Genomic DNA, 17630 nt, shown 5'->3' with positions numbered 1-17630 from the left:
CGATTCCCAACATATCGGGTCGAGTCGAGGCGAACCTGACAGCCGTCGCGGCCGTGTGCGCGGAACTTCCCTAGACTCGACGCATGCGTGCCGAGGCTTCGTCGAGACCCCGCGCCCCCGCGCCCCCTGGGGAGAGGGCGGCGCTGTGAGCGGCGTGCTGGTGCACGAATGGCTCGCACCGCGGGGCGGCTCCGAGAACGTCTTCGAGGCGCTGAACGAGGTGTTCCCGGACGCCGCGCGGTATTGCCTGTGGAACGAGAGCGACGGCCGATTCGTCGTCGACGGCGAGACCTGGCTCGCTCGCACGCCGCTGCGCGGACACAAGGCCGCGGCCGTCCCGCTGATGCCTCTCGCCTGGCGGGCCCTTCCTCGCGTGGATGCCGACTGGATCCTCACGAGTTCGCATCTCTTCGCGCACCATGCGAGGTTCGCGGGCTCTGCGCGGGATGCTCCGAAGCTCGTGTACGCGCACACTCCGGCGCGATACATCTGGAACCCCGAGCTCGATCTGCGCGGCGACACGCTCGCTGCCCGAGCCGCGGCGAAAGTGCTCAAGGGGGTCGATCGCAAGCGCGCTCAGGAACCGGTGGCGATCGCCGCCAACAGCGTGTTCGTGCAGAGGCGCATAGCCCAGGCATGGCATCGCGAGAGCACGGTGATCCACCCGCCCGTCGACGTAGCAGGCTTCACCCGTCCGCCCGCGCCGGACGAACGCGATGAGCGCGTCCTCGCGGCGCTGCCTGAGACATTCCTTCTCGGCTTCTCACGGTTGATCCCCTACAAGCGGCTGGATCTGGTGATCGAGGCCGGGATCGCCGCCGACGTGCCCGTCGTGCTGGCAGGATCGGGATCGGACGAGGCTCGCCTGCGTTCGATCGCCGAGGAGCGCGCGCCCGGTCGTGTCTTCTTCGTCGCGTCACCGGGGGCGGAGCTCTATCGCGCTCTGCTGCAGAGGTGCATCGCCCTCGTGTTCCCGGCGGTGGAGGACTTCGGCATCGTCCCGGTCGAGGCCATGGCGGCAGGCAAGCCGGTGATCGCCGCGGCCGTCGGCGGCACCGCGGAGACGATCGTCGAGGGCAGCACCGGTGCGTTCGTCGAGCACTGGTCGCGCGACGAGCTGCGCAGCGCGGTCGACGTGGTGGCCGGCCTGTCAGCCGATGCCTGTCGTGCGCAGGCGCAGAGGTTCTCGGAAGCGGTCTTCGCCGACCGCATCAGAGAATGGGTGACCGAATCGGTCGACGACGCACGCCTGCCTGAGACGAGGAGCGCGTGACGCTCCTCGTAGACGACCGCTACCGCGGCACGCACGGCATCGGCCGATACGCCTCGGAAGTGCTCCCCCGGCTGACCCTGCCCTGGGAACCACTTGGCCTGGGCGGCACTCCGTTCTCGGGGGTCGACGCCTTCCGTTCGGTGGGACCGGCGGCGGCGCACGACGCTCTCGTCTATTCCCCCGGCTACGGCGCGCTCCTTCGCAGCAGACGACAGCTCCTCACGCTGCACGATCTCATCCAACTGAGCAGTCCGGGACTCGACCGCTGGAAGTTCGCCGCCTACTATTCAGGCCCGGTACGTGCCGTCGTGCGCCGGGCCGGCATCGTGCTCACCGTGTCCGAGACGTCCGCCAGAGCCATTCGATCGTGGGTGGACGACGACGACGTCGAGATCGTCAACGCGGGCAATGGATGCTCCGAGGCCTTCCGTCCGCCAGAAGGCGCGCTGCAGCGGTCCGACCCCTACATCCTGTTCGTCGGAAACGGCCGTGCACACAAGAATCTCGATGTGGTCCTCGACGCTCTGAGCGCCGCACGCGACGTGCGCCTCGTTGCCGTCGTCCCTGAGCGCGAGGTCGCGGAGCTGACCGCCAGGGCGACGCAACGGCACGTCGACGCCAGAGTGCGCTGGGTGAGCAACCTCGGTGACGAGGAGCTCGCCGACCTCTATCGCGGCGCCTCATCGACCGTGATGCCCTCGACGCTCGAAGGGTTCGGGCTGCCCGCCTTGGAATCGATCCGCTGCGGCACGCCGGTCGTGTACTGGGCCGGATGCGAAGCAGTCGGGGAGATCGTGGGATACCGCGGTCGTGCGGTGGCCTCCGCCGACGACGCTCACGAGTGGGCCAGCGCCCTGACGGAGGCCGTGTCCGCCGAACGCCGGGTCGATCCCCCCGAAGGCTATGACTGGGACCGTACCGCGGGGATCATCTCGGCGACCATCACCCGGCTGCTCGACTGACTAGACGCTGCGACTCGGAACCGTCCGGAGGAACTGCTCGAGCGAGTCCGTCTTGCGCTCCCACGACGCGGACGATGCGAGGGCGCCACCGGAACGGTTCGGCGACGGGTGCGCCAGCGCGCGTTCGAGCGCAGCATCCGCGTCTCCGTCATCGGTGTAGACCTCGATGCCGAGGTCGGATGATGCGCCGATGCCGGGCGTCTCGCGCGCCAGGACTGCCAGCCCGGCTGCGAGGTACTCATAGAGCTTCATCGGGCTGCGCCCCGCGTTGAGCGGGCTGTCGGAGAGCGGGAGGAGACCGACGCGCGCCGTGTGCAGCAGGCTCGGTACGTCGGCGTACGGAACGGGCCCCACGATCTCGACATTCGCCGGCAGGGCTCGGGGCGGGCGTGCATCGGGCCCCGCGATGACGAACTCGACGTCCGGCCGAGCCAGAGCCCAGCCCTCGATGCGCCCCCAATCGAATCGGTCGTCGAGCGCTCCGACATACACGCAGCGGGCGCCGCGGGGACCCGCATCAGCGCGCGGCGGCGCGAATTGAGCGGATTCCGCCCCGTTGGCCAGTATCAGCGAGGGCACGTGCAGGTCGCCGAGCCCGCGCAGCACTTCGTCGGAGGTGGCGATCACACCGTCGGCCTGGTCGAGAATTCGTCGCTGCAGGGCGTGCTTCACCCCGCCGGGGTAGAGGTCGGTCGGTCGATAGATCACGCGGCTCGAGAGCGACCGTACGGATGGGTCCCAGAGCAGCGGCTGATCGATGAGCACCGCATCGAACGCCGCATCGATGCCCTCGCGTTGCAGCATCCGGGCGACGGTCGGCACCGCCAGAGGCCTCGGCAGGACGGTGCTCGGGACGATCTGCAGCACGCCGTCCCGGTCTCGCTCGGCTCGACGAGGGATGCCGGTGAGGCGCGATGAGTTCACCCGCCCGGTCAGCCGATGCACGAGGGAGATCGGAGTGCTCACGTGGACGACATCGACCCCGCGGTCGGACAGCACTCGGGCGTAGTGGTGGCTGCCGACCCGGAAGACCCCGAACGGATGGCTGTGCGAGAGGAAGAGGATCCGCCCGGTCGGGGTGCCGGTGCGCGCCGAGGCGTCGGTCATGCTCGCGTCCTGCGGACGCCGTCGCGGATCATCCGCTGGACGCTCTCGAGAGTCGACGCTGCCATGCGCACCCGCTCGCAGACCTCTGCCGCGCGTTCCGGCGTCGGACGGAGGGCCTCCTGCAGGCGCGGCGGGTCGCTCGCAGAGGCGTCGACGGAGAGTCCGTGCAGACCGATCGCCGCGAAGGCCTTCGAGATCTTCGGCGTGGGGCTGGGCACGAGCTCCACCGGAATGGCCCCGCTCAGCGCGGCGAGCACCAGAACGTGCATGCGGTCGCTGACCACGATCTGCGCGGTGTCATAGCGCTGTCGAAGGCGCTCCTCCTGTACGAGGGCATCGGTGTCTCCCCAGGCCTCGAACTCGCCGCCGAGCAGCTGCGCGAGCTCGCGCGCCCGGCTCTCGTCCTCCCGCACCTGGACGACGGTTCGGATCGAGAGGCCAGCGGACTCGGCGGCCTCACGCACCGCGCTCAGCCACGCCGCGTCCGGCAGAGGGCGTGCGCCGCGGAGACTCACCAGCAGCTCGGAGCGTTCGCTCCATGGGCGCCCGTCGCGTACGCCGGCCGAGAATCCGATGTCGGGTGCGAGTGCGCCGCAGCGCGCGATCGCCAGCGTCGACTCGTCGCGCCACAGTGTCACCTGCGACAGGCGGGCTGCCGCACGATGGATGGCGAGAGCGGGCGACGACGGCGCGCGGATCCCCCGCGGCGGACGGACGACCACGCCGCCCTTGAGACGGACGACGAGGGTCTCGGCCAGGAACACCAGCTCTCTGAGTCCGTTGCCGCGGTCGAGCGGGATCTCCCCCGCTTCGAACACCAGCACGGGGTGCCGCGGAGCGATGAGGAGAAGCCAGAGCCAGCGCGGAACCGACTTCTTCGACCGCAGGACGATGGCGTCCGCCGGCAGGTTCAGCTGCCTCAGCCACACATCGGGTGCGTCTCCCGTGTAAGCGACCAGCTGATCGCTTGTTCCCAGCGCCCAGCCGAGGGTTTCACGCCGGATCAGCGCATCTCCGATGTTGCCGGCGGGGCCGGTGAGCGAGACGAAAGTCCGGGTTCGCCGGGGCGCTCTGGATGAGAGAGGAACCAGACGGCGCATGAGGTAAATCTAGTCGCTCTCAGCGCTCGGGCCGGTCAGGGATGCCGCGGAACTCGGCGGTCCCCGCGCTCAGGGGGTGGTCGTTCCGGTGCCTGGGTCGAAGACGGGAGGCTCGGTGACCGGCGGCAGTGACGGCTCGGGCGTCGGCTCGACCGGCGGAGTGGTCGGCTGCGGCTCCACCGGCGGCGCGGGTTCGCTCGGAGGAACCGGCTCGGGCTCGATCGGCTGCGACGGCTCCTGGTCGGGCCGGGAGTCCCGGTTGTCGGGCTCTTCGGTCTCCACAGGCAGTGCGCGCGTCACGGTGACGGGAGCGCTGACCCTCACACCGTCGCCGTTCTCCGCAGTGACGGTGTACACGGTGGCCTCGGAGCCGCACGCGAAGGGAACCGCTCGATCGGTGAGGTTGGCCGGCAGCGCCGCTGCGATCGGGAACTCGAGCGCATCGACCTGAGCGTCGCCTGCCGCGATCGCGACGCTCTCGGCATCGTCGATCTGCCAGCTCAGCAGCACCTGTGCTTCCGCTTCCTCTGAGGCGCATTCGACCGTCGCCGTGTTGGCGGTGAAGCTCTTGATCACGGGGTCCGCGGCGGGGGCCGGGGCCGAGGGGGTCGGACGCACCGAGGGCTCGGGGTCAGCGGGCGCCGCGACGCTGCTGAGGGTGCCGATGATCGCTCCGGCTGCGACCGCGAGCAGCAGCGCGACTCCGGAGAGGACCATCAGCAGCACGCTGCGCTTTCTCGTACGCTTCTCGGCGCGACGATGGCGCTCACGACGGGCGAGAGCGCGCGGCTCCTCAGCTCCGGACGAGAGTGCGGATGCGGCATGCGTTCCGCCTCCGGACCGACCGCTCTGCAGATGCTCACCTGCGTCGAATCCGACGGCGACCGGCGCGTTCTTCGTCGCCGGCTTCGCGGCGGAGGCGGCTCCGACAGCACTCGACCCGGGGTTCTTGGTCCAGGCGACATACTCGGCGATGACATCGTCGGTGGGTCCGTCGGCGATGAGCTCGCCCTTGTGCACCCAGAGCACTCTCTCGCAGGTCTGCTTGAGCGAACCGGTCGAGTGGCTGACGATCATCACGAGGCCGGCGCTGTCACGCAGTTCGTTGATGCGCTTCTCGCTCTTCGCGCGGAATCGCCTGTCCCCCACGGCCAGCGCCTCATCGATCAGGAGGATCGAATGCGCCTTCGCCGATGCGATCGCGAACTTGAGTCGCGCCCCCATGCCTGACGAGTACGTGCGCATCGGGTGGTAGATGAAGTCGTTGAGCTCCGCGAAGTCGGCGATCTCGTCGACGCGCGCAGCCGCTTCCTCGGGGCTGAATCCCATCGCCAGCAGTCCGAGCCTGATGTTGTTCTCGCCCGAGAGCTCCGGGACGAGCGCCGCGTTCACACCGAGGAGCACGGGGCGGTCACGAGCGTAGATCGCGCCCTCGGAAGGCGGGATGAGTCCGGTCATCGCCCGGAACAGCGTGGACTTCCCCGAGCCGTTGTGGCCGACGACGCCGATCGACTCGCCCTCCGTCGCCGTGAAGCTCACTCCTCGCAGCGCCGGGACCGTGTGGAGGTCTCGACCGCCTCGGAAGGAGCGCAGACTCGTCAGCGATTCGCGCGTCGTCATCCGCTTGCCGGATGCGTACACGCGATAGTTGACGTGCACGTTGTCGGCCACGATCATCGGCCGTGGTGAGGTGTCGAGCGAGTTCGCTCGCGTGTCCGGGAGCAGAAGATCAGTCACTGAGGCCATACCTCGGCTCGCCCTGCCAGAAGAAGATCGTCCCCCCGACGATCGCCACCAGTGCCCAGATCGGCGCAGCGATCCATGCGAGGAGCGGCGCGGCATAGCCGTCCAGCATCACGTCGCGGGCCAGAGCGATGAATTCATACGTCGGCAGGAGGTGCGCGATCGTGAGCAGCACCGGGTACCCCCCGAGCGCGCCGTCGATGTTGAAGAAGATGCCGCTGGCGTAGAAGAGCACGCGGTTGATGATCGGGACGAGCTGCTGGATGTCACGCGTGCGCACCGAGATCCGCGCGACGATGAGAGCGATACCCAGATTGAACACGCCCATGACCGCGAGGATCGGGATGATCAGGAGCCACGACCACGCCACCGGCTCGCCCAGGATGAGCAGCAGGATGCCGAGCAGCAGCACGACGGGCACCATCCGCATCGCCTGCTCCGCGATCACCGAGATCGGCAGGAGGATGCGCGGGAATCCGAAGCTCTGGACGAGCTTGGAGTTGCTCGTGATCGCCTTGGATCCGCTGCCGAAGCAGCCGGTGAAGAACTCGAAGACGAACACGCCGACGATGAGGTACGGCACGAAGTTCGCCGGCCGCGCGGCGCCGGCGAGGATGAAGTTGAAGATCGTGCCGTAGACGATCGCGAGGGAGAGCGGTTTGAGGACCACCCACAGCACACCGAGACGGTTCGGCAGCAGTCCCGCGATCAGACGGCTGCCAGCCAGACGCAGGGCGAAGGTGCGAAGCTGCCAGGTGTCGGCGAGGTAGTCGCCGAAGCGAGGACGCGTCCCGACTTCGCTCAGACCGGAGGTCGCGGGCACAGCAGTCGCTCCCATACCGAATCCTCTACCTCTCTACCGCGTCGCACGATGCGCATGCACGAAGCCGGCATATCGGATCATGCTACCCCACCGGGTGAGTCCGTCGTCTGGACCCAGGCTCAGTCGCGACCGTAGATGTCGCGGGTGTAGATCTTATGGACGACGTCGTCGAGCGCATCCGTCGAGCGGTTGGCGATGATGACATCGACCCTGGACTTGAACTCGTCGAGATCGCGAACGACCTCGGAGTGGAAGAACTCGTCCTCCTCGAGCGAGGGCTCGTACACGACGACTTCGACGCCCTTCGCCTTGATGCGCTTCATGATGCCCTGGATCGACGACGCGCGGAAGTTGTCCGACCCGGACTTCATGACGAGGCGATAGACGCCCACGGTCCGGGGCTCTCGGGCGAGGATGTCGGAGGCGACGAAGTCCTTGCGGGTGCTGTTGGCATCGACGATCGCCGCGATGAGGTTCTGCGGCACCTTCGAGTAGTTCGCCAGCAGCTGCTTGGTGTCCTTGGGCAGGCAGTATCCGCCGTAGCCGAAGGAGGGGTTGTTGTAGTGCGACCCGATGCGCGGGTCGAGTCCCACTCCCTCGATGATCTGCTTCGTGTCGAGCCCGTGCACCACTGCGTAGGTGTCGAGCTCGTTGAAGTACGCCACGCGCAATGCCAGGTAGGTGTTGGCGAAGAGCTTGATCGCCTCGGCCTCGGTCGACTCGGTGAGCAGCACGGGCACGTCGGTGGCGATCGCCCCTTCGAGCAGAAGGGCGGCGAATGCCTCGCCGACGGGGCCGCGGTCGCCGACGACGATGCGCGACGGATAGAGGTTGTCGTGCAGCGCGCGCCCCTCTCGCAGGAATTCCGGAGAGAAGACGATCGTCGCCTGTCCATGCTCCGCGTTCATGCGCGCGGTGAATCCCACCGGCACCGTCGACTTGATCACGATCGCGGCGTCCGGGTTCACGGCGAGCACGGTGTCGATGACGTTCTCGACCGACGAGGTGTCGAAGTAGTTGGTCACCTCGTCGTAGTTCGTCGGCGTGGCCACGACGACGAAGTCGGCGTCCCGGTAGGCCTCCTCGGCGTCGACGGTCGCCGTGAGATCGAGCTCGTGCGTGGCGAGATAGTCCTCGAGCTCGACGTCGGCGATGGGCGAGACGCGGCGACTGAGCAGCTCGACCTTCCCAGGGTCGATGTCGACGGCGAACACCTCGTGGTGCTGGGCGAGGATGACGGCGTTGGACAGGCCGACGTATCCGGTCCCGGCGATGGCGATCTTCATGCCCTCAGGCTATCCCGGCCCGCGGATAGACTCGTGCGCGATGACACCGCGCCCTCTGCTCTCCATCGTCATACCGGTCTCGGGTGACGACGCGACTGTCGCGACGGCTCTCGAGAGCGCCCTCGCGCAGAGCCTCGTCGACATCGAGATCATCTGCGTCGATGACGCCTCGACCGACGGCACTGCCGGCGTGCTCGAGCGATTCCGCCGACGGGACCCGCGAGTGCGCGTCGTGCGACACGAACGCAACCGGTCGGCCTTCCAGGCTCGCCGCACGGGGATCCTCGCGGCGAGCGCCGATCGCGTGATGTTCCTCGACGGCGACGACGAGCTGACCCCGGATGCCGCCGCGGTCGCGGTCGCGAAGGCCGAGGGGACGGACGCGGACATCGTCGGGTTCGGTGTCACGGTGATCGAGCGCGACGGCCGCACCGGCAGCCCGTACGAGGTGCGCCTGCAGCCGCCGCAGCATCCGCACGCCGGCGATGACGTGCTGCGCACCCTCTTCCCGGTGGGAAAGCCTGCTCAGGGTCAGCTCTGGCGATTCCTCTTCCGCACGAGCGTGCTGCGCGAGGCGTACTCCCTCGTCCCCGACGACCTCGTGCTCCCGCGCATCAACGACCTGCCGCTTCTCTTCCTCGTGGCCATACTCGCCGAGAGCTACGCGGCGGTCCCCGACAAGCTGTACCGCTATCACTTCGGTCGCGGTGGCAGCGGGCACCGGGTCGACACCCTCGAACGGGCGCGGTTCTACACAGGGGCGATCCGCTCGGTCGACGCGATCGGATCGGCTGTCGAGGCACTCGCAACCGCACATGCCGATCCGACCCTCGTCCGCGACACCTACGCGTCGGTGCGCTTCTCGATCATCGGATACGTGTGCTTCCAGCTGGTCGAGCACAGCGACGAGGGCATGCTCGACGGCGCTCTCGCACATCTGCACACGGTCGTCAGCGGCCCGGACATCATCCATGCCGCTGCGCGGTTCTATCCGGCGACTCTCAAGGCTCTCAGGTTCCACACGACGTGGCAGGGGCTGCCTGACCGGCCCGCACGCAGCATCCTGCTCGTCACGTCGACCCTCCGTACCGGCGGCGTGTCGGCCGTGCTCACCTCGCAGGCGCGCTATCTGCATGAGGCGGGCTACCGGGTGACCGTCGTCGCCCGCAACGGCGGCAGCGACGCGACCGTTCTTCCCGCCGGCATCCCGTTCGTCGAGCTGACCTCACGTCGACTGCCCGCCCAGCTCACGCAGTGGGCCGAGATCTGTCGCGCCCACGAGGTCGACGTGGTCATCGACCACCAACTGCTCTACACCGACACCTGGCCCGAGTTCGCGCTCGTGGCACGAGCCGAGGGCGCGGCGACGATCGGCTGGCTGCACAACTTCGTCGCTCGACCGGTCTACGACGGCAACGATCGGCTCACCCTGATCGAGCGCTGCAGTCCGACGCTCGCTCAGCTCATCACGCTGTCACCGCTCGACGTCGCCTACTTCCGCCTGCGCGGCATCGAGAACGTGGCGTACCTGCCGAACCCGCCCTCGCCGTTGATGCTCGAGTCGGCGGCTCGCACAGGTGCGAAGACGCCGCCGTCCGACCGTCTCGAGCTGGTGTGGTGGGGGCGACTCGAGCAGCGGACCAAGCAGGTGCGGGAGCTCGTCGAGGTCGGAGTGCAGCTGCGCGCCCTCGGCGTGCCTTTCACACTGCGGATCGTCGGCCCGGACTGGGATGACGTCACCGCGAAGAAGCTCAACGCCCTCGCGCGTCGTCGCGGCGTCGGAGATGCCGTCGTCGCCGTCGGGCCTCTGCGAGGGGCTGCGCTGGTCTCGGCCATCGACTCCGCGGATGCCTTCGTCTCGACCAGCATCATCGAGGGGTATCAGCTCACGATCGCCGAAGCACAGGCCCGAGGGCTCCCGGTCTTCATGTACGAGCTCCCCTGGCTCACGCTCGTGCAGGACAACCAGGGTGTCGTCGCCGTGCCCCAGGGGGACGCCCGGGGGCTCGCCGCCCGGCTCGCCGAGACGCTCGCTGATCCGGAGGGCTATCGTCAGCTGTCTCTGGCGTCGGTGGATGCCGCGAGACGGGCGCGCGACCAGGACTTCGCGCAGCTGTATCGCGAAGTGGTCACCGGCGAGCTGTCGCCGATGTACTCGCCCGAGCCGACGCTCGACGATGCCGGTCGCCTGCTCGGTCTGCTGGTGTTCTTCGCCCAGCGCGCGGATGGCCGCTCCTTCTCGTCCACCGATTCGTCGACCTGGGGCCAGCGCGCCTGGCAGTCCGCGGCGCCACTCGGCCGCGCGACCCTGCGGCGGATCCCGGGACTCCAGCCGCTCGCGCACCGCGCGAAAGGCTGGCTCGGCGCGCGCTGAGTCTCGAAGTCGGCGTTACGCCACGGCATCCATCGCCGCGTGGATGCGCGCGGTCAGGCGGACGATGTCTTCACGGGCCGAGTGGACCGCCGGCGCGAGCGACGGCAGGTGCGACTCGAACTGCTCGGCGAACTCGCCGAGCTGTTCGTATCGACCGACGAGGTCACCGAGTCCGACGGCTGTCAGAAGGCGTGAGATCTTGTGCGGGTCGCTGCCCGAACCTATCGGGTATGCCCCCTCGGTCGCACCGATGATGAGGCCGTGCGCCCGGTCGCTGATGACGGCGAGCGACTGCCGGTACACCGCGCGCACGTAGTCGTCGAGCACGTCGTGCCGCATGCTCGAGGGCATCACGTACTCACCGCCGAGAGCCTCTGCGAGCCGAACCGCTCGAGGCGCGTCGCGCGCCACCTGGGCGACGGTGACGATCCGGGTCTGAGTCGCAGCCGCGAACGCACGGACGTCCGCGAGCCACTGATCACCCGGCCATGCCCGGTCGAAGCGCATGGTCACCGCGATGAGCGGTCGATCGCCGGCCGCAGCCCACTCGTCGACCGCTCGCCCCTCCGAGTAGGCCCAGTCCGGCGCGAAATCGCCGAATCCCGCACCGTCACGAGAACCTCGATCGCGCCACGACATCACCGAGGCGTCGCGCATGACCGGGTCGAACACCACGCCATGCAGCGTGTCGACGTTCTTGATGCCGATGCCGGCGAAGATCAGCGCCCCGCCCGCGTCGAGGACCCGTGCGCACTCGGCCGCACGGCGTGGCACCGGGAAGTGCCCCGTACGCGGATTGATCTCCCCGGCGTTGAACGCGTGCACGGGACGAGCGGCCGCGGCCTCGGCCTGGGCCCACTCCCCTCTCGCGTCATAGAACGTGAGGTCTGACGCCGGTGTGAACCCGGCCGTGAAATCACTCGTCGCCTCACCGAGATAGACGTGCACGTGCCGCCCCGCACCTCTCAAGGCTTCGAGATAGGCGAGTCGCAGTGCGGAGTCGCCGAGGTTGTCGTCCTGCCCGCTGAGATGGGCGAACACATGCTGAGTCGGTTTCACAATCACTGCACCCCACTATATGGTGGCTCTGTGTTCTCCGTGCCCCTCCCCAGGACCGGAGCAGCGACTGAACCGGGCGCGACCGAGGCTTCCGTTCCGACGGTGCTCGTCACCTCGCGCCCGCCGCGGCATCGCGTCGACTACGTCGATGAACTCGTCGGCGACGACTCGGAGGGTCGTGCTCCGACCGGCGCCGTGCTGGAGTTCCGCACCGACCCGTTTCGGGCGCACGGCGTGGATGTGATCCACCTGACCGACATCGCGACGGTCATCGGCGGCCCCCGCACTCGCGGCCGAGAGCGCACACGGCGGGCGAAGCGCTTCACGAAGATGCTCCGACGCCGAGGCATCGCCCTCGTGCGCACCGTGCGCGAGACGGAGGCGGATCGGTCGCGGTCCCGAGCGGAGGCGATCGTCGATGCGGCAGCGACGACCGTGACATCGCTCGATGCCGTGACGGCGGCGGACGGCAGAGCGACGGTCGTCATCGGCCACAGCCACCTTCGCAACCGGTTCCTCGGCTTCCCTCGGGAAGAGGCCGTCGCGGGCCGCGTGCTGATCACGGCGGTCAACACCCTGCATCCGTCGTCCCGACCGGCCGTGAGCGTCTTCGGAGTCGCTGACCTGCCCGGCTGGACGCTGCGCCTCGCAGGCAAGGTGCCGATCGACCTCGAGGACTCCTACGCGCGAACGCTTGCCGACCTCACCGACACGGTGTCGCTGCGCGACGAGCTCCTCTCCGATGCAGAATGCGTCTCGGAGATCAGCCAGGCGGAGATCGTGCTCATCACAGCGCCGACGAACCACAGGTCCCAGAGCGTCCTCATGCTCGCTCTGTCGCTGGATCGGCCCGTGCTCGTCGAGGACAGCCCGCAGACGCGGGCGCTCGCTGACGAGGTCGGCCCTTCATGGGTGCGGCGCCATGCCGGTCCGCTGACCGCCCAGACACTCGAGAACGAGCTCGCCGCATTGCGAGCAGATCCGCCCACCGGTCGCCCCCGCCTCGATGCGCGCGACCCCAACCTGATCAGCGAGCAGTACTTCGCGGTGTATCGCGCCGCCGCGGCCGCGCGCTGACGCCGGACGACTCTCATGCCGACGCCTTCGACTCCTCTCGTCTCCTTCATCGTCCCCGCCGACGCAGAAGCAGACTCCGTCGCGCGCAGCCTTCGATCGTGTCTCACCCAGTCACTCGCCCAGATCGAGATCGTCTGCGTGCTCCCCGACGGAACCGGACTCGCCTCCGCAGAGGCGACCTCGGATCCGCGTGTCGTCACCATCACCCGACCTTCCGACTCCGCCCGCTCGCAGCTCCGGCGGGCGGGGGTCGAAGCCGCGACGGCGCCGTACGTGCTGCTGCTCGAGCCGGGAGACACCGTGGCTCGCGGCGCCGCGATGCGGCTTCACCGCTGCGCCGTGGAATCGCAGGCGCAGCTCGTCGGATTCGCCGTCCAGACGTCGCCCGATGACCGCAAGGGCGAGACGCACCCGGCTGAGGCGGGGCCTCTCCACGGACCCGACATCCTCCGCGCCCTCCTCCCCCGGGACACCGTCGCAGAGCTCGTGCCCTCGCGACACCTGTTCCAGACCGACCTGCTGCGACGGGCGTACGCGACGTCCGCAACCGACTCCGGCCCGCTCATGGACGACCGGGGCGCCGTGCTGCTGGCCTACGCATCCGCGGCGTCGTATGGAGCAGTCAGCACGGTCGAGTACCTGCGCCGATCGCAGCAGCGCGACATCGCCGCTGACCCGGTGCGCCTCGAACAAGCGATGCACCACGTCAGGTCGTTGCAAGCCGTCGAGCCGGCCGTCCGGGAGAAGGCCCGACACAGCGCGGACCCCGAGCCACTGCTCGACGGGTACACCACGGGCTATCTCACCGCGATCGGGGAAGCACTCGACGCCTTCGCCGCGCTGCCGCCGGAGGCGCGGGCCCACGCGCACGAGACGCTGCGATCCTGCGTCGGTGACCTCGACCTGATCGCGGCGGCCGTGACCTTCGCGCCCGACGCGATCCCCGCGCTCGTCACGCACGGGGAACGTCTCGAACTCGGCCGCGCGCCGGTGCGGAGCGTGCTGCTGACGACCAATGTGCTGACCACCGGCGGGGTCTCGGGTGTGCTGCTCACGCAGGCGCGGTTCCTTCTCAGAGCCGGATACCGGGTGACGATCGTCACGCATCGCCCCGGGAGCGCCGAATCGCTCGTTCCCGAAGGCGCCACGCTCGTTCAACTGACCGGCACGAGCCGACGTCAGCGCGTTTCGCAGTGGGCGCAGTTCTGCCGACGCTTCGCCGTCGATGTGGTCATCGACCACCGCATCCTGTATTCGCGCGACTGGCCTTCGTTCGCGCTCGCGGCCCGCTCGGCAGGGTCGGCGACCATCGGCTGGATACACAACTTCGCAGGCCGCCCCACGTACAACGGGAACGACCTCCAGACGCTGCTCCAGACCCATCTGAGCGCGCTCGCGCACCTGGTGGTGCTCTCTCCGCTCGATGTGGCGTTCTGGAAGCTCCGGGGCATCCGTCACGTGAGCTACCTCCCGAACCCGCCGTCGCCGTTCCTCCTCGCCGTCGGCGAACCGCGCAGCGCGAAGCCGGCGCCGGCGGGTCGCCGGCTGGAGCTCGTCTGGTGGGGGCGGTTGGAAGAGCACACCAAGAAGGTCACGCAGCTGGTGGAGGTGGCCGCGGCGCTCCAGCGGCTCGGGATCGACTTCCGGCTGCGGATCGTCGGTCCGGACTGGGCCGACATGAGCGCGGATCGGCTGCGGGATCTGGCCGCGACCCGAGGCGTGGCCGACCGCGTCGAGCCCACCGGTCCTCGGCATGGATCGGATCTCCTCGAGGTGATCGATTCGTCGGACATCTTCGTCAACACGAGCATCATCGAGGGGTACCCTCTCACCCTCCCCGAGGCACAGTCACGCGGTCTTCCGATCGCGATGTACGACCTGCCGTGGCTGTCGCTCATCCAGGACAACGCCGGCGTCGTCACCACGGCGCAGCAGGATCCGGAGTCGCTCGCCCAGGCGATCGCGGACGTCGCCGCGGATCCGGCCCGGTATGAAGCGATGTCGAGAGCCTCCGTCCTGGCCGCGGCTGACGCCACCTCGTTCGACTTCGCCCAGCTCTACGAGCAGCTGCTGCATGGTGGCCTTCCAGCGGAGCTCTCTCCCGAGCCCACGCTCGACGACGGACGCAAGGTGCTCGAACTGCTCGTCTTCTTCGCCGAGCGGAGCACCCCGCCGCCACGAGCGGCGCCCTCTCGGTCGACGGCGCTCGCGCCCGCAGCACTCCGCCCTCGGTCGCAGCCGCGTACGTTCGGGGAGCGTCTCGAGCGGAAGCTGACCCCCATCGGCCACCGCGTCATCGATGCTGCTCCGTGGCTTCGACCGGCGGCGAACAAAGTCAAGCGCGTATTGCTGCGCCGATAGCGAGAGACCACATGCAAGCGACTCCCCTCGTCTCGATCGTCGTCCCCGTCTTCAACGATGCCGACGTGATCGCCACCGCTCTCGACAGCTGTCTTCGGCAGACGCTGGCAGCGATCGAGGTCATCGTGGTCGACGACGCGTCGACCGACGACACCGCCGCGATCGTCGAACGCTACAGCGCTCGGGACTCGCGCGTGCGACTCATCCGCCAGCAGCAGAACGCGTCGGCGTACCAGGCTCGTCGCGTCGGGATCCTCGCGGCGAAGGCCGATCATCTGCTGTTCCTCGACGGTGACGATGAACTCGCGGAGACGGCTGCCCGGGCAGCTCTCGAGAAGGCGACGGAGACCGGCGCTGATCTCGTGCAGTTCGGAGTCGAGGTCGTGCGTCTCGATGGGCGCACCGGGGGGCCGTTCGAGTCACGCCTGCAGCCGAAGCACCCCACTCTCACAGGCAGCGATGTCCTGCGCGGCCTCTTCCCGGTGGATCGCCCTGCCCAAGGGCAGTTGTGGCGCTACCTGTTCCGTACCCGCCTCCTCGCCGATGCCTATGCGCTCATGCCCGCAGACCTGGTGCTGCCGAGGGTCAACGACCTGCCGATCTCCTTCCTCGCTGCGGCGCTGGCCGCTCGCTTCGAATCGATCCCGGACCGCCTGTACCGTTATCACTTCGGGCGAGGCGGAAGCGGCCAGAAGGTGCGTGACCTCAGCACCGCATCGTTCTACGCAGGAGCCATCCGATCCATCGATTCGATCGAGCCGGCCGTCCTGCGGGTCGCCGGCACGAGCATCGACCCTGACCTCGTGCTCTCGACCTACGCATCCGTACGACGCGCCATCATCGGATACACCACCCACTACCTGGCAGAGCACACCCGTGCGGATCTGCGCGACGCGATGTTCGCCGACCTGTACACCCGGGCGTCCGCCCACGACATCGTGCAGTCGACCGCCCTGCACTGGCCGAAGGCGATGGACACGCTCGCCGCCCACGGCGACGCGATCGAGCTCGTCGCTCGACCGGTGCACAGCATCATCCTCGCAACGAACCATCTGCGCACCGGTGGAATCTCCGGCGTCGTGATCTCTCAGGCTCGGGTGCTGCACGACTCCGGCTTCCGCGTGACGGTCGTGGCCCGCGAGCCGGGCAGTGATCTCTCGAACCTTCCGGCCGGCGTCGGCTTCGCCGAGGTGTCGGCGGACACCCTGGGCGGCTCGCTCGCCCAGTGGGCCGAGATCTGCACGCAGCACGAGGTGGATCTCGTGATCGACCACCAGTGGCAGTACTCACCGTCGTGGCAGGCCTTCGCGCTCGCGGCACGCGCTGAGGGTGTCGCCACGATCGGGTGGTCGCACAACTTCGCCGGTCGATCGCTGCTGCTCGGTCTCGATCGCCTCGAATCCGCGCCGCGATACTTCGCGCTGCTCTCGCATCTCGTCGTTCTCTCGCCACTCGACGTCGCGTTCTGGAAGCTGCGAGGGATGCCGCGTGTGTCCTACCTTCCCAATCCGCCGTCGTCTAACCTGCTCTCTGCCGGAATCGCGACCGCGCCGCGGCGCCCACCTGCGGGGCGGCGCGTCGAGCTGGTCTGGTGGGGCCGCCTGCAGCAACGCACCAAGAGGGTCAGCGAGCTGATCGACGTCGCCGAGCACCTCGAGCGGATGGGCGTCGATTTCCGGCTCCGGATCATCGGCCCCGACTGGCGCGACATGACGGCGTCACGGCTGAACGGGATGGCGAAGGCGCGACGCTTCGCGCACCGCGTCGAAGCGGTGGGACCGCTTCATGGTGCCGCCCTCAGTGCCGCCATCGACTCGTCCGATCTGTTCGTGAACACCAGCATCATCGAGGGCTACCCCCTCACGATCCCGGAGGCACAGGCGCGGGGTCTCCCGGTCGCGATGTACGACCTGCCGTGGTTGGCCGTGACCGATGGAAACGGGGGCGTCGCGAAGACGGGCTGGGGGGATGCCGAGGCTCTCGCCCGACAGATCGCCGAGGTCGTCGCCGACGCCGACGTCTACACCCGCATGTCGGCGGCGTCGCTGGCCGCAGCCGAGCGAGAGCTCTCACACGATTTCGCGGTGCTGTATCGCCGGCTGGTCGAGGGCGCGCTTCCGTCCGAGCTGTCACCCGTACCGACAGTCGACGACGTCCGGCAGCTCATCGACCTCTCCATCACCTTCGCCGAGGAGCACGCGGCGACGCGCTCCGGGCCTCAGCGCTCTCGCGGTGCGGCCGGAAGCACGCCCGGGACGCCGGCGAGGGTCGCGACGACGTGGCGGGCGCGCGCCACACAGCGTGCCGCTCCGGCAGCGAGAAGACTCATCGAGGTCGCTCCCTGGATGGGTCCGATCGCTCGAAGGATCAAGCGCACGCTCACGTGACACCCCGTCGCGAGAGTTCGATGATCGACATCACAGCGGGTCGGTGACGGCCATCGCGCCGGGTCGGTGACGGCGGTT

General features: G+C 68.7%; 12 protein-coding genes. 6 read left to right on the top strand and 6 right to left on the bottom strand.

Features of this window, described 5'->3' with window-relative positions:
• Positions 1-145 precede the first annotated feature (145 nt).
• Positions 146-1273 carry a glycosyltransferase gene (locus ASE34_RS14440; RefSeq protein WP_056279740.1) on the top strand — a complete coding sequence of 376 codons (1128 nt, stop codon included), beginning with the start codon at positions 146-148 and terminating at the stop codon, positions 1271-1273.
• Positions 1270-2235: a glycosyltransferase family 4 protein gene (locus ASE34_RS14435; RefSeq protein ID WP_056279738.1), complete on the top strand. Its 966-nt coding sequence runs from the start codon at positions 1270-1272 to the stop codon at positions 2233-2235. The genes ASE34_RS14440 and ASE34_RS14435 overlap by 4 nt, the downstream gene beginning before the upstream one ends.
• Here the strand turns inward: ASE34_RS14435 and ASE34_RS14430 are convergent, their stop codons facing one another.
• The 5 genes from ASE34_RS14430 to ASE34_RS14410 all read right to left on the bottom strand — a co-directional run bounded on the left by ASE34_RS14430 (position 2236) and on the right by ASE34_RS14410 (position 8294).
• Positions 2236-3342: a glycosyltransferase gene (locus ASE34_RS14430; protein WP_056279736.1), complete on the bottom strand. Its 1107-nt coding sequence runs from the start codon at positions 3340-3342 to the stop codon at positions 2236-2238.
• Positions 3339-4442, bottom strand: a complete 1104-nt coding sequence (locus ASE34_RS14425; protein ID WP_056279733.1) for a polysaccharide pyruvyl transferase family protein — start codon at positions 4440-4442, stop codon at positions 3339-3341. The genes ASE34_RS14430 and ASE34_RS14425 overlap by 4 nt, the downstream gene beginning before the upstream one ends.
• Positions 4443-4511: 69 nt before the next feature.
• Complete coding sequence (locus ASE34_RS18040; protein WP_230100393.1) at positions 4512-6179, bottom strand: ABC transporter ATP-binding protein; 1668 nt, start codon at positions 6177-6179, stop codon at positions 4512-4514.
• A complete protein-coding gene (locus ASE34_RS14415) occupies positions 6172-7023 on the bottom strand; it encodes an ABC transporter permease (protein ID WP_056279731.1) in 852 nt (283 codons plus the stop codon). Before ASE34_RS14415 ends, ASE34_RS18040 begins: the two co-directional genes overlap by 8 nt.
• Before the next feature lie 104 nt (positions 7024-7127).
• The gene (locus ASE34_RS14410) at positions 7128-8294 is read right to left on the bottom strand and encodes a nucleotide sugar dehydrogenase (protein WP_056279729.1); all 1167 of its coding nucleotides are present in this window, start codon (positions 8292-8294) and stop codon (positions 7128-7130) included.
• Positions 8295-8334: 40 nt separating this feature from the next.
• On the opposite strand from ASE34_RS14410, the gene ASE34_RS14405 reads away from it, so the two are divergent.
• A complete protein-coding gene (locus tag ASE34_RS14405; protein ID WP_056279727.1) occupies positions 8335-10668 on the top strand; it encodes a glycosyltransferase in 2334 nt (777 codons plus the stop codon).
• 15 nt (positions 10669-10683) lie between these two features.
• Here the strand turns inward: ASE34_RS14405 and ASE34_RS14400 are convergent, their stop codons facing one another.
• On the bottom strand, positions 10684-11709 hold the full coding sequence (locus tag ASE34_RS14400) for a hypothetical protein (protein WP_235567517.1): 1026 nt from the start codon (positions 11707-11709) through the stop codon (positions 10684-10686).
• 48 nt (positions 11710-11757) lie between these two features.
• Between ASE34_RS14400 and ASE34_RS14395 the strand changes: the two genes are divergently transcribed.
• Genes ASE34_RS14395 through ASE34_RS14385 form a run of 3 tightly spaced genes read left to right on the top strand, consistent with a single transcriptional unit; the run spans position 11758 to position 17552 of the window.
• Entirely contained in the window at positions 11758-12804 is a 1047-nt protein-coding gene (locus tag ASE34_RS14395) for a hypothetical protein (RefSeq protein WP_157538282.1), read from the top strand.
• Positions 12805-12819: 15 nt separating this feature from the next.
• A complete protein-coding gene (locus ASE34_RS14390; RefSeq protein WP_056279720.1) occupies positions 12820-15165 on the top strand; it encodes a glycosyltransferase in 2346 nt (781 codons plus the stop codon).
• Positions 15166-15176: 11 nt separating this feature from the next.
• Complete coding sequence (locus ASE34_RS14385; protein ID WP_056279719.1) at positions 15177-17552, top strand: glycosyltransferase; 2376 nt, start codon at positions 15177-15179, stop codon at positions 17550-17552.
• Positions 17553-17630: the final 78 nt, after the last annotated feature.

The organism is Microbacterium sp. Root280D1 (genome assembly GCF_001428975.1).
Taxonomy (GTDB): domain Bacteria; phylum Actinomycetota; class Actinomycetes; order Actinomycetales; family Microbacteriaceae; genus Microbacterium.
Note: the sequence above shows the minus strand (reverse complement) of the source record. Positions and strands in the feature narration are given on the sequence as shown.